We start from the raw sequence: 26,701 nt of genomic DNA on the forward strand, positions 1-26,701 counted from the left end.
GCTGAAATAATAAACCAGGGTGCGCTAAGATTTTCCTTAGGGATGTAAAAAATAACTTTGCCCAAAGATTAATCTCATGTCCGCTAACAGTTAAAGTTAACGGATAAAGCGACGAAATGGGATGGCTGATCCTTTCATCTTGTGAAGAATTATAAATCCGTGCAATTTTAAGCCTGGATATTTAAAGAATGATTGGGGATTTAGCTGTAAAGGAGGCTTTTAGGTGATTTGACTGCTTTAATCACCTTAACTGAGCATGATGGTGCCCTTTGGAGAATTGCCTGCCTTGATGCCATTTTTCACTCTTACTATTCCTGTCTCGGAGTCTTTGACCCGTATGGTGAATTTTTCTTTGTTAAACACCTTTGGCGTAAAGCCATTTCCTTTTAGGGGTAGTGTGTAAACGCACTCTCCAGTGGATTCTCTAATGAGCTCGAGGACAGGATTATTCATGCCGTTTACTTTGATCTTAGGAAGATAGGCAACCGCTTTTCTGCCATAGTTGTCTTCTTGCTTTACCGTGATGGGCCATCCGAGATATTGGCCGTTCGGAGAGGTTTGGGGATCCACATATTTTGGCCAGCATTCGGTGGTAATGGTACGGGATTTTTTGTCAAAAGTGATGATGCCATAGCCGGTAGCTCGGTCATACACGATGGAAGGTTCCATCCCTGTTTTTCTGGGATTGGCCACGGCTTTTACCGTCATTTTATTACCAAAACCATCTTCATAGTTTCCAGTATAAAGTGGGGTTTCCGGTGAATGTTTTCGGGGATCGGTGACAGGCGGCCACCACCTCCTTGGCCAAATATTATTGAGTGCCGGTCCGGCAAAGGCAAAACCACTGTCTCCATATTCATCTACACCATACTGCGTGAAGCTGGCCAAATGCTGATCTCCCGCAATGTGAAACGCAAAGCATTTTCTGATCTTTTCTATGGCCTTATCTCTTCCTTCTTGCGGCCAGCCATTGCTGTCCATGTCGCCGTTGATTGTATCCCCGGTTACATATTCAGCAAGTGTGGGGATTTCCAATTTAGGCACGACGGAGTCGTCCATGGCCTCCGCGGGTAAGGTAGAAACGGTGTTAAAGATTGTTTGGCTAACCAAGGCTTTCATTTTCACACCTCCTGACCAATCCCCAGCCCAATGCTCCAAAAATGCTAGCTGTCGTTCTCCCAATAGTTTGGCATTCTTGACCCGGTGTTTTTTGATATCAAAGGCAGGGTTTCTGATCCAACCATTCCAGATATCAGCTTCTTCAGGAAGGACATGCTTAGGAGCCGATTTCCATTTGCGGTCTTCCAATATCGCAAAACTGACCCCTCCAAAAGTCCAGTCCGTGTAATAAACTTCAATGCCATTTTTGACGGGTGTCGGATCATAGGGATCTGGTAGGTGGGATGTTTGGCATTTTTGGACCATATTGACCCACCTGGGTTCCATTTTATAGCCTCCTGAATCTTGGGCCGGGGCTCCCCAGCCCTTGGAAATATCGGCTGCTTTTCCTGCTTCACCCCATATATTCCCATGGTAGACATCATGATCATCCGGAATGATCGCACAAGGGATATGACGATAGATATTGCGATAAGACCAACCAAACATCATCCATTTGCGCAAGTAGTCCAAGGCGGCCTTGTCCACTGGTGATTGCTGGATTCCAAAACCGCCCGTTCCTTCATAAAATTGATCACCGACAAAAAATGCCAAGTCAGGTTGGTGATGGTTGACGTATTCGGGAACTTCTGCATCCGGAAAGCCATAGTCGCAGTTGCAACTGAATACTGCAGCTTTTACGGTTTGCTTATTTTCGGGAATTGGGGTGATGCTCCCTTCGTAGTAATAGCTCCTATGTTCTTCACGAAGCGGAAGTGTCACTTTAAGCCGGTAAGGAATCTGTTCTGTATGATCCCAATGTTCATGACGGAAATGAACCGTTCTGGAAAGTGGGTCAATGGTGGATTGCCCCATGTCTGCCCAATTTCCATCAATTTTCATTTGTAAGGTAACATGGTGGTCGGGATTTTTCTCTATTGGGGCCAGCTGTCCCGTGAGCTTTAGTATTCCTTTATGTATGGTGTACTGAGCAAAACAAACGGGGCCGTATTCATGTTCGCTACTGGAAACTAGCTTGGATCCTGATATGCTCCATCGAGAAAAAGTACAGGATGGGATCTCTATTTCACCCTCATCCGATTTTTGCACAGACGATACCAATGCCACATTTCCAGCTAATTTTTCAGGAGAGATGAGATCCTGGGGAATAGGAAATTCCTGATGGCTTCCCTCTTCGGAAGTAAGGATTACTTGATGTTGGAAATGGTCTGCCACCACTATCTGGAGTTTGACGTGGTCAGCTAATAGAGATTTGTCAAGGGAGAAAAGCTGGTCCGCTATTTTTAGTTTTCCCGAAGTGGTCACACCAATGTCGATACCTTTACCGTGTACGGCAGCAGATCGGTAATCGTCAAATTTGCCCTTAATCCCTATCCGGATGCCAAAATAATTTTCGTCAGCAACTGGAAGGTTTTTGGCCGGGGTTAACTCTACGGCGATTTCTAGGTTTCCAGGGGTGGGTTGGACTTGAGTGGTAAGGCAATGAAGGGTTCGATTGGAGCCACTTACTTGGCAGACCGCTTTTCCCGCTTGAATTTTCCAGTCCTGCAAGCGGTTGGCCCAGTATTCAGGCCCTGCCCAGTCCATATCTGGCCATTTTTCCCAATCACTCCTAAAATGCAGGCTAGTGGTTTTTTCCACCAATCGAACGGTCTCGGATAGGGGGGAGAGCATGCCCATTCCTGGTGTCAATGCGCCCAATGCCATGATTTTAAGTGATTTGCGTCTTTTCATGTATGGTGATTATCGATAGTGATGGTGGCTGTTTAGTACAAAATACCTATGAATTAAACTATAATTTTGCATAAAAGAAAGGAAAATGAAGGTTAATTGTTGATTTAGTAACGAAATGAAAAAAAAAGTAGGCTATTCTAAATTTCCAGTCTTCAACTTTTCCGATGGATTTGGAATCAAGTCATATTTATGGTAGGCCACGGATGAATAAGGATAAACACAGATAGGGAGCTTATTCCATAGCGAATCTGGGCTCATCGCAATGATTAATTCCTTTCCATGCAAGACTAACATACACTTGGTGTCTTTGTGGATCAAGCAGTATTTCTGGGGGGATGATTTTCGACATGTTTTTATGAAAGAAAATTTCACACCGCTAAAACGATGCTTTTCCTCCATCCGCTCGAATGGGTTTTAGCGGGAAGTTGTGGAGAATAGGGTGGTTCATGCGGCTAAAACGGAAAACGTTGAATGGGGTAATTTACCATGGGCTTCACCCATGGCTATGAATGTGCCGTCCTTTTGGGGCTAACTTTCGAGTTTACATCATACACCATACCACGGATCAAGCCATATTTCTGGGGGCAGCTTTATTTAAAAGATGCTATTTCATCTATGAACTGGATGAATCCAAGCTTTGCCGAGAAGTCCTCTTCATAGCCAAATGCATGGGCATCGTAAACTTTTAAGTCAAGTAAGCTACTGATAAAAGATTTGAACACAGATTTACCATTTCTTAAGCGTCCTATCTGTATTTATCAGCGTTCATCCGTGGTCAAATAGCAACCAAAGGTGGCGAAGAACATATTTACCCATCGAAATAGGCTACCCCCAATTTTCGGCTTGATCCGCCTTGTGCCTTTGTGGCATTTTTATTTATTCGTGGTTTTGCCTTAAGCAAACTGCCAAACTCCAATTTTTTCGATTGATTTGTTTCCCAGTTTTGTAGGATCCTAGGTTTGCTCCGATGGAGCGATCACAAAAAAAGCCTGATGAATCATTCATCAGGCTTGCTTGGTACGCGCGGAAGGATTCGAACCCTCAACCCTCGGAGCCGAAATCCGATATTCTATCCAGTTGAACTACGCGCGCTTGAAACCGATTTAGGGATGCTCATCCCCAAATCGGTCACAAATATAAACTATTTTTATGCGTTTTTAAGCACTTCTTGAACTTTTTCTGCAGCTTCTTTCAAAGTTATTGCAGAGGAAACTTTCAGTCCAGATTCATCGATGATTTTGGCACCTTCTTCAGCGTTGGTTCCTTGAAGTCTTACGATGATTGGGACACGAATGTCACCGATGGATTTATAAGCTTCTACCACACCACTAGCGATTCGGTCACACCTAACGATACCACCAAAAACATTAATCAGAATGGCTTTTACGTTTGGATCTTTTAGGATGATCCTAAACCCAGCTTCTACAGTGGTAGCATTGGCTCCGCCTCCTACGTCCAAGAAGTTAGCAGGCTCACCGCCGGAAAGCTTGATCATGTCCATAGTGGCCATAGCAAGTCCAGCACCGTTTACCATACAGCCTACGTTACCGTCCAGCTTGACATAGTTTAGGTCAGATTTGCCCGCTTCTACTTCCAAAGGATCTTCCTCGGAAAGGTCACGAAGCTCAGCAAGATCTCGGTGTCTATAAAGGGCGTTGTCGTCAAGGTTAACCTTGGCATCTACCGCCAAAATCTGATCGTCTGAAGTTTTTAGAACCGGGTTGATTTCAAATTGAGATGAATCAGTAGCATCATAAGCTTTGTACAATGCTGAAATGAATTTCACCATTTCTTTCAGGGCATTACCAGACAAGCCAAGTGCAAAAGCTACTTTTCTAGCTTGGAAACCTTGCAGTCCTACCTTGGGATCGATCCATTCCTTGATGATCTTTTCTGGAGTCTTTTCGGCTACCTCTTCGATGTCCATACCACCTTCTGTAGAGGCCATGATGACATTGCATCCCTTGGCCCTGTCCAAAAGGATGGATAGGTAATATTCTTTAGGCTCTGAATCACCAGGATAATATACGTCCTGTGCGACCAAAACTTTGCTTACGTTTTTTCCTTCTGGGCCTGTTTGATGTGTTACCAAAGTCCCTCCTAGGATGTTTTTGGCTTTTTCAGGTACTTCATCCAACTTCTTGGCCAACACCACACCATTGGAATCAGTTTGCTGAATCTTACCTTTACCACGTCCACCCGCATGGATCTGTGCTTTGATCACATACCATGAGGTACCTGTTTCTGCGTTGAGTTGCTTGGCTGCTTCGAGTGCTGCTTCAGGCGTTTCGGCTACAATGCCCTCCTGAATTTTCACTCCGTATCCTTTAAGAACTTCTTTTGCTTGATATTCGTGTATATTCATCCTAGCGAAAATTTTTGCCCGAAGTTAATGACCAAAGGCCGATAATTCAAGGATTAAACGGGTCTTTTTCCCAAAAAAATAGAAGTTGCTTTGCGAGTAGTTTGGTGGTTTTTTTGATAGAGGACCTTTGTAGATTTTCGCTGATTGCCTTAACTCTTTGATGCTGGGGGTATTGGTGTGCTTGGCGGTAGGGATGTACTTTAGTAAGGTTAGGGTTTATCGAAAAAACGTTTCAGGTTGAAAGGAGCATGATCCATTCCTCTCGGTATTTTAAATTGTTCATATTGGGGCGAATCTGATAAGAAGTTTTATCTTTGAAATCGTTTAATTTGAATATTATGCTAAGAGCAAAGGGCATTCATAAATATTACGGTGACCTCCATGTATTGAAAGGAGTGGATGTGGAAATTGCTGCTGGAGAAATTGTTTCCATTGTAGGAGCTTCCGGTGCAGGGAAAAGTACATTGTTGCATATTTTGGGAACCTTGGATGATGCGGATAAGGGCCTTGTATCCATAGACGATAAATCGCTTACGGCGTTGAAAGGTGATAAGCTGGCAGCCTACAGAAACCAAGAGGTAGGGTTTATTTTCCAATTTCATAACCTCTTGCCCGAATTTACCGCAGAGGAAAATATCATCATCCCTGGGCTAATTGCAAAAAAGGATGAAAAATACCTGACGGAGAAGGCGAAGGAATTGGCCAGACTGTTGGGGATCATGGATCGGCTGGGGCATAAACCTTCCGAACTCAGTGGGGGAGAGCAACAGCGTGTGGCCGTCGCGCGTGCCTTGATCAACGACCCCAAAATAATTTTTGCCGATGAACCCAGTGGAAATTTGGATACCCAAAGTGCCGAATCGCTGCACGAACTGTTTTTTACCTTGCGTGACCGATTTGGACAATCGTTCGTAATCGTGACGCATAACCAGCAATTGGCACAAATGGCTGATCGGATGCTGACCATGCAGGATGGGGTCATCGTCTCGGAATAGTAACGGGTTTTAATTGGCTCGTTTCCAAATTGGGAATAGAAAGGGAACCATCAAGGAAGCCCATAAACCTTCATAATCCTTACTTCTCCAGTGCCTTGACTTCTTCCATCATGGCTTTGACGTGGGCAGGGCCATCAAATAGGCCTTCATGGACAGCGACAATCTCGTGCTGGGCATTGAGCAGGTAGGTGATGCGTTTGGGCATCTTGATCAGTGGCATCAAGGCTTTGTATTGCTTGCAGACACTGCCATCTTCGTCGCATAGCAATTCGAATGGTAGACGGTGCATTTTTTTAAATTCCTGGTGACTGGCGATGCTGTCCCTGCTGATGCCGACGATAGGGATTTCCAAAGAGCTGAAGACGCTGAAATTATCCCTGAAACTACAGACCTCCTGCGTGCAGCCTTTTGTTTGATCTTTGGGATAAAAAAATATCAAGGCAGATTTTCCCTTAAAATTTTCAGATAATTTAAAAAGGTCACCTGACGTGGATGGTAAAGAAAAGTCGGGGGCTTTGGTGTTTTTTTGTAGAGCCATATAGATATATTGATGGTGAGCTTATTATAAATACCTAATGTATAAAATACTAGACGGTAGATTAAACAAAAAACAAATAAAGTTGTTTGGAGGGGTAAAGGAATTTGCCCAACAGAAATTCAGAATTATAAAGTTTTGGTTTATTATTGCTTGAAGATTTAAGGATTTTGTGCTTATTGGGGATTATATTTAGGGAATAATGGAAGAAGGGGAGGCAAGAGTTTGACAGGTAGCTATCGTTTTTTGTCCTACTGGTTGGTAGATAACAGGACGATCCACGAATTATAAAAATTGACGAATGACAACTACTATTATCATAACGCTCTGTTCACTTTTGTTGATAGCGTATCTATTTGATTACAGTTTTAAGAAGACGAAAGTCCCATCGGTTATCTTATTGCTATTATTAGGGTGGTTGGTGCGCCAGGCGACGGTACTCTTTGAGCTCCAATTGCCGGATCTTTCTGCTATTTTACCTATTTTAGGTACAACGGGCCTGATTTTGATCGTGCTGGAAGGGGCGTTGGAATTGGAGCTGAACAAATCCAAAATCAAACTCATCAGAAAGTCTTTCTTTGGAGCACTGGCACCGCTATTGGCCTTGTCATTTTTATTGACGTATATTTTTGAGCAATATGGCGGCTATACCTTCAGGGACAGCCTTATCAATGCCATTCCCCTTTGCGTGATCAGTAGCGCGATTGCCATTCCCAGTGTCCGTAACCTTCCCAAATCCAATAGGGAGTTTGTGATCTATGAAAGTAGCCTTTCCGATATTTTGGGAGTGGTATTCTTTAATTTCATGCTCCGGAATGAAACGGTAGGCTTGGATTCTTTTGGTGTATTTGGCCTTCAGCTGATCGTTATCTGCGTCATCTCATTTGTGGCCACCATTGGGTTGTCATTTTTGCTCAGCAAGCTTGAGCATCATATCAAGTTCGTTCCTATTATTCTGCTTACGATCTTGATTTATGCCATATCTTATGTTTATCATCTTCCGGCGTTGATATTTATCCTGATATTCGGGCTTTCTATCGGAAACCTGAACGAACTGCATAACTTGAAGTTTTTTGACATCATCCGGACAGATATCCTGAACAAGGAGGTGAATAAATTTAAAGAACTCACTGTAGAAGCGACCTTTTTGATCAGGTCGTTGTTTTTCTTGCTATTTGGATATTTACTGGAAACCTCCGAAATACTCAATACTTCCACGTTGATTTGGGCAGTGGGAATTGTGATTCTCACTTTCACCATTCGTGCCATCCAGCTAAAGCTCAGTAAGATCCCATTGAAGCCTTTGCTTTTTGTGGCTCCGCGAGGCTTGATTACCATTTTGCTCTTTTTGTACATCAGCCCGGAAAACATGATTGGCCTGGTCAATAAATCCTTGATCATTCAGGTCATCGTGCTGACTGTACTGATCATGATGGTAGGAATGATCACGAATACCAACCATGCCGAAGAAGAAAAGGAGGAAGGACACCTAGGGGAAGCCACCGATAAAGCGGGCATTTCTTCAAATCCAGCAGCCGAAGACGAAAAATCCTCTGGATTGGACGAACCTGATAATACTTCAGAGGATGAAGCAACCAAATAATCTCTGGAGTCAGGGAACCATTTTTGTGCGTTCTTGATTTGAGTTAACATCCACTGATGATGCTGGTACAATCCCTTTGTGGCAATAGGCCAAAAGTGAGGTGCCAGGGCCATTCCGAAAAGATCTAAAAAATTGAATCAAAAGAGCGTCCAACATATGTTATTGGCAGGGATATTTTTTGCCATTATGCAAGTAATGGTGAAATATGTCCCGCACCTTCCAGCAGTGGAAGTGGTTTTCTTTAGGTCTCTTTTTAGTTTGGTGGCGAGTTACGTCATCCTAAAAAAGCAAAAAATCCCTCTGTTAGGGAACAACAAGAAGCTCCTGATCCTGCGCGGTGCATCAGGAGCATTAGGATTGATCACCTTCTTTTTTACGCTGCAGAACATTCCCTTGGCGAGTGCCGTGACCCTGCAATATTTATCGCCGGTTTTTACCACCATCCTTGGGATATTCATTGTGCGGGAAAAAGTCAACCCCATTAGGTTTTTATATTTTGCCATTGCTTTTGGTGGTGTACTGGTGATAGAAGGGTTTGATCCGCGAATTTCCATTCAATACACGTTGATTGGAGTTTCTTCAGGCTTTTTTGCGGGATTGGCGTACAATATCATCCGAAAGCTAAAAGGCTCAGAGCATCCATTGGTCATTGTGTTTTATTTTCCGCTGGTGACCTTGCCAATTGTAGGGATATGGAGTTATTTTATTTGGGTGATGCCATCTGGTTGGGATTGGTTACTGCTGCTGGGAATCGGATTTTTCACGCAAATGGCCCAATACTTTATGACCATGGCTTACCAGCATGCCAATCTTGCCAAAATTACCAGCCTAAATTACATCGGAATCTTATACGCATTGGTTTTTGGTTTTATCTTTTTCGGGGAAACTTTTAACTTGCTAACCTATTTGGGAATGGGATTGGTGCTGATAGGAGTGATTTTAAATATTAGATCAAATAAATGAAAATAACGAGGGATTTATATCAAGGCTCACTGGCACTATTGACAGATTTCTATCAGTTGACCATGGCCTATGCCTATTGGAAGTCAGGAAAAGCGGAGCAGGAAGCTGTTTTCAATTTGTTTTTTAGGAAGAACCCGTTCCAAAGCGGCTTTACCATTGCTGCAGGATTAGATTATGTGATCGATTACTGTCGCAATTTTAAGTTTGACGAAAATGACCTTTCCTATTTGGGCGCCATGGAGAAAGAGGATGGCACGCCGACTTTTGATCCTGCTTTTATCCAGTACTTACGGGAGTTGACGTTTAGTTGTGATATTGATGCCGTCGAAGAAGGGTCCGTAATATTTCCCAATACCCCAATGATTCGGGTTAAGGGGCCTTTGTTGCAGTGCCAGCTCTTGGAAACCCCGATGCTGAATATCATTAACTTCCAGACCTTGGTGGCTACCAAGGCTGCAAGGATCACCTTGGAAGCCAAAGGCGATCCCGTTTTGGAGTTTGGTTTGAGAAGGGCTCAGGGAATAGATGGAGCATTGGCGGCCAGCAGGGCCAGTTATATTGGCGGGTGCTCATCCACCAGTAACGTGATGGCAGGCAAGCTCTTTGGTATTCCGGTGTCCGGTACCCATGCGCACAGCTGGATTATGGCGTTTGATAGTGAAATTGCTGCTTTTGAGGCGTATGCTGCTGCTTTTCCTGATAATTGCATCTTTTTAGTGGACACGTACGATACCATAAAGGGAGTGCAAAATGCCATTAAAGTAGGGCATGCCCTTAAGGCAAATGGTAAAAAGCTACTTGGTGTACGGATCGATTCCGGGGATTTGGCATATTACAGTAATATGGCCAGAGAGTTGTTGGATGAAGCTGGATTTACCGATACCAAGGTGGTGGCGAGCAATGACCTGGACGAGCATATCCTATCTTCCCTGAAGATGCAGGAAGCCTCTATTGATATCTGGGGAATAGGTACCAAGCTTGTGACTGCCTATGATCAACCTGCTCTTGGAGCAGTTTACAAAATGGCAGCACTGAAAGATGAACAAGGAAACTGGGTGCCGAAGGTGAAAGTTTCTCAGCAATCCATTAAGATCAATATCCCAGGTTTTCATAACGTGAAGCGATTTTATAAAAATGATAAGGCCATTTCCGATATGATTTACCTGGAGAGCAATGAGGAACTGGCCGAAGAGCTTACCATAATCGACCCATACGATCCGACCAAAAGGCGGAAAATCAACCCCAATGATATGGAAAGCAAGGACCTGCTGGTTCCGATATTTAAAAAAGGCAAGAAGGTGTATTCAAGGCCCAAGCTAGAAGATATCAGAAACAGTACCTTAACCAACCTGAGGAGGTTTGATAAGGCCCATAAACGCCTCATCAATCCACATATTTACCCCGTTGGGCTCGAGGAAGGACTGTATCATCTGAGGACGGATCTGGTTTTGAAAGCCAAAAACTATAGTTAATTTAGCTTCCTATTAGAAAAAAAATTAGGGGGTACCTGTTCAAGGATTGTAGGATTTAATTTTCCTGTAGTCCTATCATGTACCATCCTAATGAAATTGTGTTACCAAAGACCAAACCATGCGAGCATTATTGATTGTGGATATGCAGAATGATTTTTTACCTGGAGGAGCGCTAGCGGTAAAGGATGGCGATAAGGTCATCCCGGTGATCAACAAACTTCAGGAAAAGTTTGATTTTATTTTGGCTACTCAAGATTGGCATCCTGCTGATCACAAAAGTTTTGCGGATAATCATTCAGGTAAAGAACCCGGTGAGGTCATAAAACTGGGCGGGACAGATCAAATGCTCTGGCCTGTTCATTGTGTGCAGGACAGTGAAGGGGCCCAGTTTGCAAAAGACCTAAACCGCACAAATTGGAAAAAAATATTCAAAAAGGGCCTTAACCCGCTTGTAGATTCCTATAGTGGCTTTTTCGATAATAAAAAAAAGGAAGATACTGGATTGACCGCTTATTTGCATGCGCATAATATTTCGGATTTGTATGTTACAGGATTGGCAGCAGATTATTGTGTTAAGTTCACGGTGCTGGATGCGTTGAAAGAAGGGTTTGACACCTATTTGATCGCTGATGCTACCAGGGCTGTTAACCTATCTCCGGATGATTATGATGAGTCACTTAAAGAAATGAGCAAGTCCGGTGCAGAAGTCATTACCAGCGCAGCGATCTCTTTTTGAGATATGGGCGTAAATGCGTATTTTCAACCTATATCCAATTCTTTTTTACTATGCAACTTCCCATCGTTACTGTTGATGCCTTTACGGACACCCCTTTTTCAGGTAATCCTGCAGCCATTTGTTTGCTTCCCGGTCCATTAGCTGAAGAGGGAATGCAGCTCATCGCTGCCGAGATGAACCTCAGTGAAACGGCTTTCTTGGAACAGACGGGTCCAGCTGCTTTTGACCTAAGGTGGTTTACCCCACAGAAAGAAGTGGATTTATGTGGGCACGCAACCTTGGCGAGTGCCTTTATGCTGTATGTAGAAGAAGTCGTGGACACCGATCAAGAAATCACATTTTTTACCAAAAGCGGCGAATTAAAGGTGCATATGGAAGGAGAGGAGATTGTCATGGATTTTCCGTTGATCTCCACCCAAGAGGGAAAGCATTCTTATTTTACGGATGACTTTTTTGGCCAAAAAGTAATTGGTGCGGCCTCGCTGAAGGATAATTGGATACTCGAACTCGAAAACTACCATACGTTGGAATATGTAGAACCTGAATTCCAGGTGCTGGCATTGCACAGTGAGCAGGGGATTATCATTACGGCAAAGGGGAATGACGAATACGATATATATTCCAGGTATTTTGCTCCCAATCTAGGGGTCAATGAAGATCCTGTGACAGGTTCTGCGCACTGTGCTTTGATGGATTACTGGTATAAAAAAGAAGGTAGGGCAGTGCTAAGGGCCTATCAGGCAAGTCACCGGGAAGGTGAGATGAGACTGGAAAAACGTGGTGATCGGGTGATTATTTATGGCAAAGCCGTTAAGATTTTTGAAGGTTTTTTAGAGGTGTAATAGAATTTTATAAGGTTGGCGAATGTCAACAGAATTTGCTTGTAAGTGGCGAAAGCGTGGGTAACATGCCTCTATTTTGGTGTGAAATTGCTTAAATTTCCTAAAATTTGGCAATGCACACCTGAATTTGTGATTTATGGACAATCGTATTGAGTATCTTGCAGTCATATTTAAACTTTAAATAGTTAAATCTTTAGTCCTAATTTTTAAATTAAAGTTAACAACGATGAAAAAGTTATTACTTGTATTTTCCGTATTTCTGATTTCCTATAGCCTCCAGGCACAGGAAGTTGGTGTTCGCTTTGGAGAAGGAGCAAACAATGTTGCCATTGACGGGATATTCTCCGTGGGAGAATTCAGCCGTGTCCATGGTGACATAAGTTTTGGTGATGGTGTGGGGCTTGATTTGCTCTATGATTTCCTTTATAGACCTTTTCCTGAGGCAGATGGGTTGGATTGGTACGTAGGTGTTGGACCTTCGTTTTATTTTAATGATCCGTTCTTTTTTGGTGTGTCAGGTGAAATAGGTTTGGAGTATCATTTTGATTTCCCCTTGGCGATTGGTCTTGATTGGCGTCCCACCTTCTGGATCGTCGAAGACACGGATTTTAGTGCCAACTACTTTGGGCTCAATGTCCGTTATGTGATAGGAAGATAGCACTTAATTAATAAGCAACAGGGCTGTAAAATAGTAGACCATCAAGGATGGTAATGGCTATTTTACAGCCTTTTTTTATGTTGTTGGTTAAAAAAAGATCAAGCGGAAAAGTTGGGGACCACCAGTTTTACTTAATGGCATAATCAATAAAAATGCCACTAAGGCACAAGGGCACCAAGCGCATGTTGGACCTGCATGGAAAGGAAATTGAATTGCTATGAGTCCAGATTCGCTGTGGCTTAAGCAAGCACCCTGTCTGTGTATATCCTTGTTCATCCGTGGCCTCAGAGATATAGCTTGATCCGTAAAATCAGGGATAAATAAAAATGCCACCAAGCCCCAAAGGGGCGACACATTCTTAGCCATGGGCGAAGCCCATGGTAAATTTGCCCACCCAACGTTTTCCGTTTTAGCCGCACTTCTATCCCTATTCTCCGCAACTTCCCGCTAAAACCTGTTCAGTGCCAATGGGGGAAACCATCATTTAACGTGGTGAAATTTTCTTTCATAGAAACATTTCAACATTCATCCCCCAGAGATATGGCTTGATACAAAAAAAGCCCGGATGGGTATACACCATCCAGGCTTCTGTCAAGCTATAAAATGATCATTAATCAATGTTTGGCTGCGGTGTGGTCCTCAAATAGGGTTTGATTTCCTTATGGCCTTTAGGGAATTTGGTTGGGATTTCCTCATTGGTGATGGCAGGAGCAATAACCACGTCTTCCCCGTGCTGCCAGTTTGCTGGTGTGGCCACGGAATAATTCGCTGTTAATTGAAGCGAATCAATTACCCTTAATAGCTCATTGAAGTTTCTGCCGGTACTGGCAGGATAGGTGATGATCAATTTAATCTTTTTGTCTGGGCCGATGATAAAAACGGATCTTACCGTAAGTTTCTCATTGGCATTGGGGTGGATCATATCATAAAGCTCAGAAACTTTTCGGTCTTCATCGGCAATGATGGGGTAGTTGACCTCAGTTTGTTGTGTTTCGTTGATGTCCTTGACCCAGCCATGATGGCTATCAATGCCGTCCACACTTAGGGCGATCATTTTGACATTCCTTTTTTCAAATTCACCTTTCAATTTTGCTGCTGTACCAAGCTCTGTCGTACAAACGGGTGTGTAATCTGCTGGGTGGGAAAACAAAATGCCCCATCCGTCACCTAAATATTCATACAAATTGATTTTTCCGGCTGTACTTTCAGCGGTAAAATCCGGTGCGGTGTCTCCTAATCTTAATGACATAGTGATAAAATTTTTTATGGTTAAATATAAACTCTATAGGTTTTGTAGGAAAACGAGATTTTCCTAAAGAAAGTTTACTAAAATCCGACAAAAATCCGAAACTTGCGAGCCTTTTTAAAAAGGCAAGACACAAATAATTGGATCAAAGGCAAGAATTCGATGGGGTTTGCTGCTGAACAATCAATTTTCATCAATTGACTGCAAAATAATAGCACAGGCCTTTTCGATTTCTTCGTCGGTGATGGTCAAAGGTGGTGCGATCCGCATGCTGTCTTCACAAAACAAGAACCAATCCGTGATGATACCCAGCTCTATCGCTCTATCAATGATTGGTTTGAGGACTTCAAAAGCTTCAAATTTAACGGCCATCATCAGTCCTTTGTTTCGGATTTCTTGGATTTTGGGATGGTTGAGGTGTTTTTTGAACAGGTTGGCTTTACGCTCGACATGTTGAATGAGCTTCTCATCCCTCAGGATGTCAATGGTGGCCAGTGCGGCAGCACAGCTGACCGGATGACCGCCAAAAGTGGTGATATGGCCCAGCAAAGGATTGTTTTTAAATACTGACATGATAGACTGTGGGGCAATAAAGGCCCCGATGGGCATACCACCGCCCATGCCTTTGGCACAGACCACGATGTCTGGGACAATGTCATAATGCTGAAATGCCCAGAACTTCCCTGTTCGACCAAATCCAGCCTGTATTTCGTCCAAAATGAGTAAAGTGCCGGTTTCATCGCAGCGGTGTCGAAGGGCTTTGAAGTATTCCTTGGTCCCTACACGAATACCGGCTTCTCCTTGTACGGTTTCCACCATGATGGCGGCAGTTTCTTCTGTAATCTGATCCAGTTGGTCCGGCTCATTAAAATCGAGGTGTCGAATCCCCGGCAAGAGCGGGCGATAAGCCCTTTTGAAAATTTCATTTCCGCCCACAGAGAGGGCGCCATGAGATGAACCATGGTACGCATTGACACAGCTGAGGATTTCCCGTCTTCCAGTGTACCTTTTGGCCAGTTTAAGGGCGCCTTCTACCGCTTCACTTCCGCTGTTGACCAGGTATACATTATCGAGTTTTTTAGGCAAGGTGTCGGTGAGGGCTTTGGCCAGTTGGGTTTGCGGAGATTGAACATATTCCCCATAAACCATCAAGTGCATGTATTTGTCCAGCTGATCTTGGATGGCCTTGAGGACTTTTGGATGTCGGTGGCCGACATTACTTACCCCAATGCCCGATATCAGGTCAATGTACTTTTCACCCTTAGGACCATACATGTATATTCCCTCCGCTTTTTCTATTTCGATGAGCAATGGGAAATCGGTGGTTTGTGCAAGGTTGGATAAAAAGAGTTGACGGTTGTTCATCTGATCAAATGGTTGATTTATGAATCCAAAATTAAGGGCTTTTGGTTAGAAATTAGTGAAAATGGAGCAGCGATTCCATGATGTCTGCCAGAAATGCAGCCTTTTTTCCTTTTTATGCAAGGATGCTTCAAAATGCTTAGCCCATTGCATGGTGGAGCTCTTGTTTACAGATGTTGGAGGTAATGGTTAGCCCTACACCAAGGTATATCATCAGTCCAAGAGGAAATTTGGGCTGATAATCGCAAGAAATGTGTGGTAATATCTACATAATGTATTTTATTTGGGGAAATATTACACACTAAGTTTTTATCCCAGCATGAGTTATTTTGATGTTGCCATCATCGGAAGTGGTCCGGCAGGCGCCTCTGCTGCCTACCGCTTGGCAGAACAGGGCATTTCTACTGTTTTGATTGAGAAGGAGACGCTTCCTCGCTACAAAACCTGTGGTGGCGGCTTTGTGTATCGTGGAAGGCGAAGGTTACCATACGATATTTCCGAGGTGGTGGAGCGGGAGTTTAAGCAGATCAGCCTTTATTTTGAGGATGAAGCGATGATGCTTACCACAAAAAGGGATGTGCCGGTGATCAGCATGGTGATGCGGGATGATTTTGACAGCTTTATCATCAAAAAGGCAAAAGAAAAGGGTGTATTGGTCAAAGATGGCCATAAATTGACAGGAATTACCTTTGGCGATGTGCCTGTTTTACACACTGATCAAGGGGATGTTCAGGCCAAGATGATCATTGCTGCAGACGGAGCATTGAGCCCTACTGCAAAAATGGCGGGCTGGAAAGAAACCAGGACCTTGATTCCCGCCTTAGAATATGAGGTGGAAGTGAATGCTGCAGATTTTGAGCGATTATCCAAAGAGGTTCGTTTTGATGTGGATACCATTCCTTATGGATATGCTTGGAGTTTTCCGAAGGAAAATCACCTTTCCTTAGGTGTTGCTTCTGCGAGGAAAGTACGGATTGACCTCAAGGCACATTACCGAAACTACCTTACTAAGTTGGGCATCACGGAGGTGATCAGCGAAAAGGCGCATGGTTTTCAGATTCCAGTAGCCCCACGTACCGACGGGTTTTATCGAAACAAGGTGTTTTTGATCGGTGATGCAGCGGGATTTGCAGACCCTATTACAGCGGAAGGAATTTCCAATGCACTATTAAGTGGAGAGATGGTAGTGTCGGCCATGGTAAATGCAAACTTGGATCCTGACAAAGCAGGTGCCCTATATGAAAGCAAGCTGGAGGAAGAGTTGCTGCCAGAGATCCTTACAGGAGTAAAGGTCTCCAAATGGTTTTACAGCCAACGCAAGATTCGCAATTTTCTCATGAAGCGCTATGGTGATTATTTTATTTCCGCCATGACTGATGTGTTTATTGGAGAGCGAAGCTATCCGAAGGATTTGATGAAAAGCCTGAAGAGGAAAGTAAGGGAATTGGTTTAAGTGTCTTAACACAAGAGCAATAGGTTTTAGGGAAAGTAGATGATGCTTTGGGGGAAGTTTATCCAGAAGTTTTCCATTGGCTAAGTAGTGTAATGGGGTGTTTTTTAGCATTATGGTTATGCCTTTGAGCGGTAATCTTTTCTTGGCTACTAAGCGCTACGCGGTGCATAGGTTCATGAAGAGGATTGTATGGATGAGGGCGATAAAACAACCAATAACCACCAAAATGAAGCCAGTCGTAACTTTACCTTTTCATTTTAGCCCAAAACCCTTAACTTCCACTTTTATAAATAATAATAAAACCCAACCGTACAATGAAATTAAACCTATTGTTTCCTGTATTAGCAGGAAGTATGCTGGCAGTGCCGGTAATGGCGCAGCATGATCCAATCCAATTGCCCCCTCAAGCTACAGAAGTATGGGAACCAGTGCCTCCCGTCGTTACACCAGGTGAAGAGAATCACATGCCCCCTTCAGATGCCATAGTGCTTTTTGACGGTAGTGACCTGAGCGCATGGAAAAGTGTCAAAACTGGCGGAGAAGCAGAGTGGACCGTCCATGATGGAATATTTACCGTCAAGCCGGGCACAGGCGAAATAGCGACAAAAGAGAAGTTTGGAGATGTGCAGGTACATATCGAATGGAAAGCACCGGATGTCGTAAAAGGTGAAGGCCAGGGCAGAGGAAACAGTGGATTGTTTTTTTGCGAGCGTTATGAAGTACAGATTTTGGATTCTTATCAAAACCGTACCTATTCCAACGGCCAAGCGGCTTCACTGTATAAAGAAGGTATTCCTTTGGCCAATGCCATGCGTTCTCCGCAAGAATGGAATACTTACGATGTGTTTTTTACTGCCCCGCGATTCAATAAAGATGGGATGGTCATTTCTCCAGCTTACGTGACCGTTATCCATAATGGAGTACTAGTGCAAAACCACTATGAAGTAAAAGGATCTACTGCGTATATTGGCGTTCATAAGTACGAAGCACATGAAACTGAATTACCGATCAAACTTCAGGACCATGGTAATTTGGTGAACTTTAGGAATATCTGGGTAAGGAAGCTGTAAATGGACGATAAATAGTCCTTGCTGCCCTTTTGGTAGCGGACTGTGTACGACATACCGACCACAAGTACCCTAGAATTAAGCATTTTAACAACAAAATAACCTATCATGTCATCACGAAGAAGATTTTTACAAAACACCCTGCTGGCTTCAGCGGGGTTATCCATACCCTCTGTTCTTTCTGCCAAAGATTTTGGCCTGTTCACCCGGAGTATTCCTGCCAGTGACCAAATCAACGTCGGCCTTATTGGAGCCAATGGAATGGGGTGGTCCAATATGAATTCGTTTCTGAAAATGCCGCAGGTAAATTGTGTAGCCATAGCGGATATAGACCAAGGTGTATTGGACAGACGGGCCGCAGATGTGGAAAAACTACGCGGCAAAAAGCCTACATTGTATAAGGATTACAGAAAGCTATTAGAGGATAAAGAGGTAGATGTAGTAATCATTGGAACGCCTGATCATTGGCATTGTCTCACCCTGATCGACAGTTTGTCCGCAGGAAAGCATGCTTATGTAGAAAAGCCACTGGCCAATTCAATAGAGGAATGCAATCTCATGGTGAAAGCAGCAGATCGCTATGGGAAACTGGTGCAGGTAGGGCAGTGGCAACGAAGCGGTAACCAATATGACGACGCGATTTCTTTTGTAAAATCCGGCCAATTGGGAAATATCCGATTGGTGAAGTGCTGGGCGTACCAAGGGTGGATGAATCCGGTGCCCGTCAAGCCGAACAGCACCCCTCCTCCGGGCGTAGATTATAAGATGTGGCTAGGCCCTGCACCAGAGCGACCATTTAATGAAAATCGCTTTCACTTTAATTTTCGTTGGTTTTGGGACTATGCCGGAGGGTTGATGACCGACTGGGGGGTGCATGAAATAGACATTGCACTTTATGCTATGGGCGTAAGTGCTCCCAAATCGGTAATGGCTTCCGGGGGAAAACTCGCTTATCCAGATGATGCTTCCGAAACACCTGATACTTTGCAGACCGTCTATGAATATGATGGATTCAATATGCTTTGGGAGCATGCCACGGGGATTGATGGAGGTAATTATGGATACACAGAAGGGATCGCCTTTATTGGCAATAATGCTACCTTGGTGGTCAATCGTGGTGGCTGGGAAATCATTGCCGAGAAAAAAGACGGGAAGTCGCTGATCGAGGGAATGGCCAGGGTAAAGCCTGAAGGCAATGCCTTGGACAAGCATACCGTGAATTTTGTGGAATCCATCAAAGCCAATGATGCGTCAAAGCTCCATTGTGGTATCGAGACAGGTAGTGTGGCCGCCATCAATGCCCACATGGGCAATATTGCTTATAAAACAGGAAAGAAAATCTATTGGGATGCTGAAAAAGGGCTATTTACCGATAAGGATGCCAATAAATTGGTAACGGCCAATTATCATAATGGATGGGAATTGCCGAAGGTATGATAGTGCTCGGTCAATCGCTTGGCTCATCATGATCGAGAAGTAGCCGCGAAAAAATCAATGGACCATTCCTCCCTGGCGATAGGAAAGAACTCGGTTTTACGTTTAAATTTCCCGAGTTCTTTCCCATCGGCCAAATGAAAATGCTGGTGGAAGGTTGTTTACCTGATCTTAGCCACGAATTTCTTCCTTAAAATTCCTTGTCCCCAAATTCACTTTTAATAAAGCGAGCCTTATTTTTTATTCGGTTAAAGGTGTAACTGATGTTGAGCATAAACATGTCTACTTCATACACGTAATTGGTGGTGGTATAAAATTCATTTTCAGACCATGTGGTGATACGCTGTTCGTTAGTGTGAAGCAGCCCCATGTCCATGTTGAGCCATTGGAGGGATGTGCTGAGCCTGCCGTCCAGAAAGGTCTTGGTGACGGTGAGGTTGGGCGAGAAAAACCGGCTGTCCTCACCTTGGGCCGTTACGCGATCCGAAAGGTAATTGAGGGACCATTGCAGGTTCAGGCTGGATGAAATATCGAAGGTGGTATTGGCATTAATGGAGTAAACCCAAGTGGAAGCATCGACAGGACGATCATCAAATGCTCCTTTGATGTGGTATTTGTACAAATTGCCGCCGGCAAACAGTTTCCACCATGAGGTGGGGGCTAGCGCTATGCCTGTTTCTATACCCAAGGATGTGCCCGACCCTACATTTGAATATATCCGGTTTAGAATGGTGTCATTGTAAATGGTATTTACTCGATTTACCAGGTTTTTAATATCACTATAGTAGGCTGTTGCGTAAAAGGAATGATCTCCAAAATCCTTGATGACGCCTAATTCCACCAAATCCACAAATTCGGGCAGCAAGGTGGGATCGCCTTGTTCGAGTGTTTCGGAATGCTCTCGCTCGGGAAAAGGGTTCATTTTGAAGGTGGTGGTACGCTGTACCCTTTTGGTATAAGCAGCTTTTAAGGTCAGTTCCTCATTGACGTGGTATTGCAGGCTGGCAGAAGGAAATGGTTTTACAAAATCATAGGTGTAAGTGGTATCCACCATCCCGGCCTTGTCCTTCAGGGCTAACTCGCGGTCCATGTACTCGAGCCTTACACCGGCCGAGTAAGACCATTTTCCTTTTTCACCGGAAAGCAACCCATAGGCGGAATGGATCTGCCGAGTAAGGTTCACATTGCTGGAAAAGTCAGGAACAAGTTCCCATATCCCCGTTTCAGTGTTTTTTCTTTCATAGACAAAGTCACCGGTATGGTTTAGGTTTCTAAATTGGTATCCCGTCTCAAACGTTCCGATTTTCCAAGGAGCAGCCGTATAGTCCGTTTGGAAGCGTATGCCATGCAGTGGATTATCGTTGGTGTTATACTCATCTTGATAAACTACATCTATGTCTGGATAGCCTAGGTTTCGATTGGTAGTCGGCCCACCGAGCATGGTATATTCATATAAGAAAGAAGAACTTAATTTGGAGGCATTGGTAAAGGTGTGTTCGTAATCAAAACTTCCGATTACGAAGTCACTCCGTCTGATTCGCAGGTTTTCATTGTAATACTGCATTTGGTAAATTTCCTCATCATCTACCACTGCGTGATTGTCATAATAAATGATATCTGCTGTTCGATCTTTGCTTCTTTTACCGGCATATAGCCCCAAGCTGAACAGGTCCTGTTTGGAAGGGGTATACCCAAGGGTCAACCTCCCCGAATACATTTCCTCGTCAAAACTCCGCTCCCCATCGGAAGGGAAATAGGTGGTCGTATCGCCGCTAATGGTGTAAACGTTACCCTCTCTACGACCAGCAAGGTCATTCCGGAGGTAACTGCCTCCTACAGACAGGTCCCAATCTCCTTGTCGGTGGTTGATGGTAAAATCAGCACCATACCTTTTGGGGTTTACTTTGTTGTCATAGGATTGGATGCTAGGTAGTCCGATTTTAGTGTTGATTTGAACAAAGGTGCCGTCTTCAATGGGCTTAGAAGTGATGATATTTATCATTCCGGCTTTTCCTTCCGGATCGTATTTGGCAGAAGGGGCAGTGACCACTTCGATATTTTTGATACTGTTGGCTGGGATTTGGCTTAGAAATACACTAGGATCTGTTTGGATGGGTTTGTCGTTGACCATTATCACAAACCCTGTAGTGCCCCTTACGCTGATTTGTCCACTGGCGTCCATGCTGAGCCCAGGAAGGTTGCGAAGCAGGTCTGTGGCCGTTCCCCCTTTACTGGCTTCAAAGCTACTAGCCTCAAATACCTGCCGATCGATCTTGTGCATGGTCGTATAGCGATCGCCACTCACTTCTACTTGGCTCATCAACTGTTCATTGGGCGCCAAAGCAATGGGGTCCAACTGCTTTACTTGAGATTTTTGGACTGAAATGGATGGCGTGTGAATGGTAAGGTACCCCAAGAAACTGACGGTCAGATAATAGGTGCCCCTGTCCAGTTCCATCAATTCATAATTTCCATTTTCATCGGTCACAGCTCCTTTGATCAAGGTACTGTCTGGTAGTCCATACAAGGCAATATTGGCATATTCCAATGGTGTTTTCTGGGATTGGTCAATGACAGTGCCTTTTAGCCCTGTTTGGGACATGGCGGGGGCCAAAACACATGAAAATATTATAGTGATTATAGCTTTGTTCATGAAATGGTGTTTTACTGCAAAACAACTTTATCCTAGGTAAATTTTACGGTAAATATGATCCGATTATGGTGAAATCATCCTATTGCCCTAGCCCGATATTCTAAAGGGGTAAGTGTGGTTTGTGCTTTGAAAAATTTTACAAAATTGGACGAATCCGTAAAGTTAAGTTCAAATGCAATTTCCGATACCGTACTATCTGTATGGGTTAAGAGGTTCTTTGCTTCAATAAGCATCCTTTCTCTGATCACCTCTCTTGCAGTAGCATTGACGGAAGTTTTACAGATTTTATTCAGTTTTTTGACAGATAAGTTCATCATTTCCGCGTAGCGCTCTACGTGCTTGACCTCCCTAAAATGCTCATTTAGGACTTGTTTAAAATTGGTAAATTCACGGGTAAAGGAAGTGTAATTGTTTCGGCTCATTTTGGCCAAAGCACTGCTTTTGATGATCACTAAATTCAAATAAGCGGTTAAAAAATCCAAGTCGCTACCAGCTTTATATGTTTTAAAAAAGATGTCCAAAATCTTGAAAATGCCATTATCGCCCGAGAGGTCAAAATAATTTGGGAAATCAAAGAGACAGTTTTGGGATTTCGGGTACTGAACAAGAATTTCTTCCTTAAAAAGAATCACATACCCATCTGGGATTTTCGAAAAGTCCCAACAGTGTACTTGGCCTGGCCCAAGGTAAAACCCTGATGGTGGGATAACGTCAAAAGTTTCATCACCAATGGTATGCTTACCAGATCCTTTTGACAAAAAAATCAATTCATGATATCCCGCATGTTTGTGTGGCTTGGTAGGTTTGATGACCTGTTTCATCCGCGAAACTTTCAGGACAAGTTCGTCCTCAAGTTTTTTCTTTAATCCAATTTTCATGTATAGGGTAATGATTTGTCAGCAAAATTAGGATGAATTATATTTTGCCAAATCATTCTTTTACGAATGGTACCAAACAGGTAATCGAAAGCACTATAATATTGAGGATAGGGGATTGTTTGATGAAAATTATCCAAATTGCCATTAATTCCTAAAAGTCTTCTTCTCTAAACCACTGGTAGTAATCATTTATTTCTTCCGTACCAAGTGTCTTATGTACCAAAATCATATTTCTGAACTTAAGGGGTTGACCTTTGGAAATGGTGATCGGATCTTTGCCAGGGAAGGCCATGTTTTGCATGCTGTTGGCACTTCGAAGGATCCAGCCTTGGTAGGAGGGAAGGTGTTCAGGTGCTCCCATGATGGTGATGGTGGATGGACTGTTGTGACCAAACTTTCCCTCTACACTCATCCAAGGTCCCGCGTGTACGGGAAGGTTTTGTGGAATGATTTCTTTTCCTTCGGATCGAAACATCACTTCTTTGGGAAGCTTGATTCTGGGGGAAAAACCTCCATAGCCTTTGGCATCTTCCGAGCCTCCCAATTCCAAACCATTCACCAGTGCCGTCATGGTGATATCGAAAGTCAGCGCATAAGCATTCGTTTCGAGTCGGTGAAAGGTGATCGTTACTTGTTCTTCCAAGACAGCACGGTTTTGTAAGCTGTCAGCCAGCCACTCTACAGTTGCCTGTATGGTCGCTTGGTTATTTTGGACGGTAGTTTCGGTGTTTTTTACCTTCCATGAAATGCCTTCACAAAACCAAGGATCAGCGATGCGCTTACCATTTACATATAGTTGGTGCCAAGTCCAAAAGATTCCGCGGTGGTGGAAGTGGTCCTCGGGAAAGTCTTCTGTCAGTACTTCCCCTTCCAAGCCGTAAAGGGGGTGAACATAGTTTGCCCGAGGATAGTTGCCATCCAGTGATTTTGTGGCAGTTTGATAAAAAAAGCGTGCCTGCCCCTTCTCTTTAAGCAGGATCCCTTCATCAGATTTTTCGAAGGCCAATTGCTGCGCATTACTGCAAGCGCAAAAGCAAAGCAAGAGTGGAAAGAGGTGGGCAAGAATATAGGTTTTCATGATTTGGGTAAAAGGCTGATAGATCAATTCGTTTTAAAAATAAAAGCAGCAAACCGGATAAACCAATTTGCTGCCCAATAAATCCAAGATTGGATCTGATTATTTTCTGCCAATGGCCTTTTTGGCGGCTTTGACGATGTTATTGGCATCAAGTCCATATTTGTCCAACAGCTCCATCGGTTTTCCTGATTCTCCAAAGGAATCGTCTACTCCAATGAATTCCTGAGGAGCAGGACTGTTTCTTACCAACGTCTGGGCCACGCTGTCTCCAAGGCCACCATTATACTGGTGCTCTTCGGCTGTGACACAGCAGCCTGTCTTGGCTACTGATTCCAAGATCGCTTCTGTGTCCAAAGGCTTGATCGTGTGGATGTTGATGACTTCCGCGCTGATGCCTTCTTCTCTTAGCTTTGCTTCTGCTACTACTGCTTCCCATACCAAGTGGCCAGTGGCAAAAATGGTCACGTCTTTACCTTCGATCATTTTCCAGGCTTTGCCGATTTCGAATTTCTGACCAGCTGGTGTGAAGATCGGCCACTTTGGACGGCCAAACCTAAGGTAAACAGGGCCATGGTAATCTGCAATGGCCATGGTAGCTGCTTTCGTTTGGTTATAATCACAAGGATTGATAACGGTCATGTTTGGCAGCATTTTCATCATGCCCAGATCTTCCAGAATCTGGTGTGTCGCCCCATCTTCCCCAAGGGTCAATCCTGCGTGGGAAGCACAGATTTTTACATTTTTCTCGGAATAGGCGATGGACTGACGGATTTGGTCATATACACGGCCTGTAGAGAAATTGGCAAAAGTACCGGTGAAAGGGATTTTGCCGTTGATGCTCATCCCGGCAGCAAGTCCCATCATATTGGCTTCAGCAATGCCTACTTGAAAGAACCTTTCCGGAAACTCTTTCTGGAAAGCGCCCATTTTCAAAGACCCAATGAGGTCAGCGCAAAGCCCTACCACATTGGGATTCTTACGTCCTGCTTCCAACAGCCCGTCCCCGAAACCGGAGCGGGTGTCGCTTTTTTCTGTATAGGTGAATTTTGTATCTAAAGTCTTTTCCATGATTGTTCAGTTGTTGAATTGTTGGACTGTTTGATTGTCAAATGGGGTTTGCGTCCCATTTGTGGGTAGTTAATAATCCCCAAGGGTTTCTTCCAGCTGCCCCAGTGCATCTGCCAATTGCTCGTCATTTGGCGCAATTCCGTGCCATTTGTGGGTGCCAACCATAAAGTCTACCCCGTAGCCCATTTCTGTGTGCAGCAAGTTGAGCACTGGCTTGCCCTTGCCCAACAGGGTACGGGCATATTCCAAGCTGGAGACAACAGACTCCATATCATTTCCTTTCAAGGTGTCGATGACTTCCCATCCAAAGGCTTCCCATTTAGCTTTGAGGTCGTTAAGGTTCATGACAGCATCCGTGGGGCCGTCGATTTGCTGACCGTTATAGTCAATGGTAGCGATCAAGTTGTCCACTTTGTGATGGGGAGCGTACATGGCAGCTTCCCAGATTTGACCTTCCTGCTGCTCACCGTCACCCATCAGGGCGTAGACGATTCCGTCATCACCGTCTATTTTTTTGGCTTGGGCTGCTCCAATGGCTACTGATAAGCCTTGACCCAATGACCCTGATGCTATGCGAATGCCCGGAAGGCCTTCTTCTACTGCTGGGTGCCCTTGAAGACGGCTATCGATCTTTCTGAAAGTCTTCAGCTCTTCGATGTTAAAATAACCGCTTCTGGCCAGCACGCTGTACCATACAGGGGAAATATGTCCATTGGAAAGAAAAAATAGGTCTTCTCCTTTTCCTTCCATTGAAAATTCATTGTTGTGCTTCAATTGGTTAAAGTACAAGGCCACAAAGAATTCAGTACATCCTAGTGATGCTCCTGGGTGTCCCGACTGCACATCGTGCACCATGCGCACAATGTCTCGTCTCACCTGTGAGGCGGTCTTTTTAAGTTGTTCGGTTGATAGTTTTTCCATTTTAAAGGAATTATTTAAGTATTTGATTTGAATGTTCTTTGGTTTTTACTTTCTCGATGATTTCGGCAATCTTACCTTCTTCATCGATAACGAAAGTGGTACGAACAGTGCCCATATAAGTCCTGCCGTAATTTTTCTTTTCCCTCCAGGTGTTGTATAATTCATGTACGGCCTTGTCCTCGTCGGCGATCAACGGGAAGGGAAGTTCGTGCTTTTCAATAAACTTTTTATGGGATTTTTCGGAATCTGTACTGATGCCAAGTACCACGTATCCTGCATCCAAAAGCGCATCGTAATGATCTCTTAGGTCACAGGCTTGCGCGGTGCATCCAGGAGTGTTGTCCTTTGGATAAAAATAAAGCACCACCTTTTTACCTTTATAATCAGACAGTTTTATCGTGTTACCATCTTGGTCTTTTGCCTCAAAATCAGGCGCTTTGTTTCCTATTTCAAGTGACATAAATTAGTGTTTTATAGGTTTAAGTGTTTTTTTGACATTTAAAGTTCTGAAATATTTTC

At 43.9% G+C, this 26,701-nt stretch carries 21 protein-coding genes and 1 tRNA gene; 10 read left to right on the forward strand and 12 right to left on the reverse strand.

The genetic code is table 11. From position 1 onward, the window contains the following. Positions 1-246: 246 nt before the first annotated feature. From ECHVI_RS14175 to sucC, 3 genes are all read right to left on the reverse strand, one after another. Positions 247-2,853: a PhoD-like phosphatase gene (locus ECHVI_RS14175; protein WP_015266696.1), complete on the reverse strand. Its 2,607-nt coding sequence runs from the start codon at positions 2,851-2,853 to the stop codon at positions 247-249. Positions 2,854-3,868: 1,015 nt separating this feature from the next. Continuing rightward, positions 3,869-3,945, reverse strand: a tRNA-Arg gene (locus ECHVI_RS14190). Positions 3,946-4,000: 55 nt separating this feature from the next. Further along, positions 4,001-5,218, reverse strand: a complete 1,218-nt coding sequence (gene sucC / locus ECHVI_RS14195; RefSeq protein WP_015266698.1) for an ADP-forming succinate--CoA ligase subunit beta — start codon at positions 5,216-5,218, stop codon at positions 4,001-4,003. 338 nt (positions 5,219-5,556) lie between these two features. Between sucC and ECHVI_RS14200 the strand changes: the two genes are divergently transcribed. Further along, positions 5,557-6,213 carry an ABC transporter ATP-binding protein gene (locus tag ECHVI_RS14200; RefSeq protein ID WP_015266699.1) on the forward strand — a complete coding sequence of 219 codons (657 nt, stop codon included), beginning with the start codon at positions 5,557-5,559 and terminating at the stop codon, positions 6,211-6,213. A 79-nt stretch (positions 6,214-6,292) separates the two neighbouring features. Here ECHVI_RS14200 and ECHVI_RS14205 read toward each other — a convergent pair whose 3' ends face one another. Then, positions 6,293-6,751, reverse strand: a complete 459-nt coding sequence (locus ECHVI_RS14205) for a peroxiredoxin (protein WP_015266700.1) — start codon at positions 6,749-6,751, stop codon at positions 6,293-6,295. Between the two features lie 298 nt (positions 6,752-7,049). On the opposite strand from ECHVI_RS14205, the gene ECHVI_RS14210 reads away from it, so the two are divergent. From ECHVI_RS14210 to ECHVI_RS14235, 6 genes are all read left to right on the forward strand, one after another. After that, entirely contained in the window at positions 7,050-8,351 is a 1,302-nt protein-coding gene (locus ECHVI_RS14210; RefSeq protein ID WP_015266702.1) for a cation:proton antiporter, read from the forward strand. 132 nt (positions 8,352-8,483) lie between these two features. Further along, the gene (locus ECHVI_RS14215; RefSeq protein ID WP_157501435.1) at positions 8,484-9,314 is read left to right on the forward strand and encodes a DMT family transporter; all 831 of its coding nucleotides are present in this window, start codon (positions 8,484-8,486) and stop codon (positions 9,312-9,314) included. Then, entirely contained in the window at positions 9,311-10,786 is a 1,476-nt protein-coding gene (locus ECHVI_RS14220; RefSeq protein ID WP_015266704.1) for a nicotinate phosphoribosyltransferase, read from the forward strand. The genes ECHVI_RS14215 and ECHVI_RS14220 overlap by 4 nt, the downstream gene beginning before the upstream one ends. A gap of 118 nt (positions 10,787-10,904) precedes the next feature. Then, positions 10,905-11,522, forward strand: a complete 618-nt coding sequence (pncA, locus tag ECHVI_RS14225) for a bifunctional nicotinamidase/pyrazinamidase (RefSeq protein WP_015266705.1) — start codon at positions 10,905-10,907, stop codon at positions 11,520-11,522. 50 nt (positions 11,523-11,572) lie between these two features. After that, a complete protein-coding gene (locus ECHVI_RS14230; RefSeq protein WP_015266706.1) occupies positions 11,573-12,364 on the forward strand; it encodes a PhzF family phenazine biosynthesis protein in 792 nt (263 codons plus the stop codon). Positions 12,365-12,590: 226 nt separating this feature from the next. Beyond that, a complete protein-coding gene (locus tag ECHVI_RS14235) occupies positions 12,591-13,022 on the forward strand; it encodes a hypothetical protein (RefSeq protein WP_015266707.1) in 432 nt (143 codons plus the stop codon). A 610-nt stretch (positions 13,023-13,632) separates the two neighbouring features. Here the strand turns inward: ECHVI_RS14235 and ECHVI_RS14240 are convergent. Then, on the reverse strand, positions 13,633-14,271 hold the full coding sequence (locus ECHVI_RS14240) for a peroxiredoxin (protein WP_015266708.1): 639 nt from the start codon (positions 14,269-14,271) through the stop codon (positions 13,633-13,635). Between the two features lie 180 nt (positions 14,272-14,451). Continuing rightward, positions 14,452-15,633, reverse strand: coding sequence for an aspartate aminotransferase family protein (locus ECHVI_RS14245; protein ID WP_015266709.1), 1,182 nt, complete (start codon positions 15,631-15,633; stop codon positions 14,452-14,454). A gap of 316 nt (positions 15,634-15,949) precedes the next feature. Here ECHVI_RS14245 and ECHVI_RS14250 point away from each other — a divergent pair, with 316 nt between their 5' ends. From ECHVI_RS14250 to ECHVI_RS14260, 3 genes are all read left to right on the forward strand, one after another. Further along, positions 15,950-17,083, forward strand: a complete 1,134-nt coding sequence (locus tag ECHVI_RS14250; RefSeq protein ID WP_015266710.1) for a geranylgeranyl reductase family protein — start codon at positions 15,950-15,952, stop codon at positions 17,081-17,083. 314 nt (positions 17,084-17,397) lie between these two features. Continuing rightward, entirely contained in the window at positions 17,398-18,153 is a 756-nt protein-coding gene (locus ECHVI_RS14255; protein ID WP_015266711.1) for a 3-keto-disaccharide hydrolase, read from the forward strand. Positions 18,154-18,258: 105 nt separating this feature from the next. Further along, entirely contained in the window at positions 18,259-19,587 is a 1,329-nt protein-coding gene (locus tag ECHVI_RS14260; RefSeq protein ID WP_015266712.1) for a Gfo/Idh/MocA family protein, read from the forward strand. A gap of 187 nt (positions 19,588-19,774) precedes the next feature. Here the strand turns inward: ECHVI_RS14260 and ECHVI_RS14265 are convergent, their stop codons facing one another. The 6 genes from ECHVI_RS14265 to bcp form a co-directional block, all read right to left on the reverse strand. Beyond that, a complete protein-coding gene (locus tag ECHVI_RS14265; protein WP_015266713.1) occupies positions 19,775-22,237 on the reverse strand; it encodes a TonB-dependent receptor in 2,463 nt (820 codons plus the stop codon). Between the two features lie 74 nt (positions 22,238-22,311). Continuing rightward, positions 22,312-23,115 (reverse strand): AraC family transcriptional regulator, encoded by an 804-nt coding sequence (locus ECHVI_RS14270; RefSeq protein ID WP_015266714.1) that lies wholly within the window; start codon positions 23,113-23,115, stop codon positions 22,312-22,314. A 151-nt stretch (positions 23,116-23,266) separates the two neighbouring features. Beyond that, entirely contained in the window at positions 23,267-24,193 is a 927-nt protein-coding gene (locus tag ECHVI_RS14275) for a DUF6807 domain-containing protein (protein ID WP_015266715.1), read from the reverse strand. 99 nt (positions 24,194-24,292) lie between these two features. After that, a complete protein-coding gene (locus tag ECHVI_RS14280; protein ID WP_015266716.1) occupies positions 24,293-25,261 on the reverse strand; it encodes a transketolase family protein in 969 nt (322 codons plus the stop codon). Positions 25,262-25,330: 69 nt separating this feature from the next. Next, entirely contained in the window at positions 25,331-26,182 is an 852-nt protein-coding gene (locus ECHVI_RS14285) for a transketolase (RefSeq protein ID WP_015266717.1), read from the reverse strand. A 10-nt stretch (positions 26,183-26,192) separates the two neighbouring features. Further along, positions 26,193-26,642: a thioredoxin-dependent thiol peroxidase gene (bcp, locus tag ECHVI_RS14290; protein WP_015266718.1), complete on the reverse strand. Its 450-nt coding sequence runs from the start codon at positions 26,640-26,642 to the stop codon at positions 26,193-26,195. Between the last annotated feature and the right edge of the window lie 59 nt (positions 26,643-26,701).

Origin of the sequence: Echinicola vietnamensis DSM 17526 (assembly GCF_000325705.1) — a bacterium.
In the GTDB taxonomy this organism is placed as follows: Bacteria; Bacteroidota; Bacteroidia; order Cytophagales; family Cyclobacteriaceae; genus Echinicola; species Echinicola vietnamensis.

Coding starts and splice junctions, on each gene's coding strand:
- ECHVI_RS14175 (WP_015266696.1), bottom strand. CDS start 2,853: ATGAAAAGACGCAAATCACTTAAAATCATGGCATTGGGCGCATTGACA.
- sucC (WP_015266698.1), bottom strand. CDS start 5,218: ATGAATATACACGAATATCAAGCAAAAGAAGTTCTTAAAGGATACGGA.
- ECHVI_RS14200 (WP_015266699.1), top strand. CDS start 5,557: ATGCTAAGAGCAAAGGGCATTCATAAATATTACGGTGACCTCCATGTA.
- ECHVI_RS14205 (WP_015266700.1), bottom strand. CDS start 6,751: ATGGCTCTACAAAAAAACACCAAAGCCCCCGACTTTTCTTTACCATCC.
- ECHVI_RS14210 (WP_015266702.1), top strand. CDS start 7,050: ATGACAACTACTATTATCATAACGCTCTGTTCACTTTTGTTGATAGCG.
- ECHVI_RS14220 (WP_015266704.1), top strand. CDS start 9,311: ATGAAAATAACGAGGGATTTATATCAAGGCTCACTGGCACTATTGACA.
- pncA (WP_015266705.1), top strand. CDS start 10,905: ATGCGAGCATTATTGATTGTGGATATGCAGAATGATTTTTTACCTGGA.
- ECHVI_RS14230 (WP_015266706.1), top strand. CDS start 11,573: ATGCAACTTCCCATCGTTACTGTTGATGCCTTTACGGACACCCCTTTT.
- ECHVI_RS14235 (WP_015266707.1), top strand. CDS start 12,591: ATGAAAAAGTTATTACTTGTATTTTCCGTATTTCTGATTTCCTATAGC.
- ECHVI_RS14240 (WP_015266708.1), bottom strand. CDS start 14,271: ATGTCATTAAGATTAGGAGACACCGCACCGGATTTTACCGCTGAAAGT.
- ECHVI_RS14245 (WP_015266709.1), bottom strand. CDS start 15,633: ATGAACAACCGTCAACTCTTTTTATCCAACCTTGCACAAACCACCGAT.
- ECHVI_RS14250 (WP_015266710.1), top strand. CDS start 15,950: ATGAGTTATTTTGATGTTGCCATCATCGGAAGTGGTCCGGCAGGCGCC.
- ECHVI_RS14255 (WP_015266711.1), top strand. CDS start 17,398: ATGAAATTAAACCTATTGTTTCCTGTATTAGCAGGAAGTATGCTGGCA.
- ECHVI_RS14260 (WP_015266712.1), top strand. CDS start 18,259: ATGTCATCACGAAGAAGATTTTTACAAAACACCCTGCTGGCTTCAGCG.
- ECHVI_RS14265 (WP_015266713.1), bottom strand. CDS start 22,237: ATGAACAAAGCTATAATCACTATAATATTTTCATGTGTTTTGGCCCCC.
- ECHVI_RS14270 (WP_015266714.1), bottom strand. CDS start 23,115: ATGAAAATTGGATTAAAGAAAAAACTTGAGGACGAACTTGTCCTGAAA.
- ECHVI_RS14275 (WP_015266715.1), bottom strand. CDS start 24,193: ATGAAAACCTATATTCTTGCCCACCTCTTTCCACTCTTGCTTTGCTTT.
- ECHVI_RS14280 (WP_015266716.1), bottom strand. CDS start 25,261: ATGGAAAAGACTTTAGATACAAAATTCACCTATACAGAAAAAAGCGAC.
- ECHVI_RS14285 (WP_015266717.1), bottom strand. CDS start 26,182: ATGGAAAAACTATCAACCGAACAACTTAAAAAGACCGCCTCACAGGTG.
- bcp (WP_015266718.1), bottom strand. CDS start 26,642: ATGTCACTTGAAATAGGAAACAAAGCGCCTGATTTTGAGGCAAAAGAC.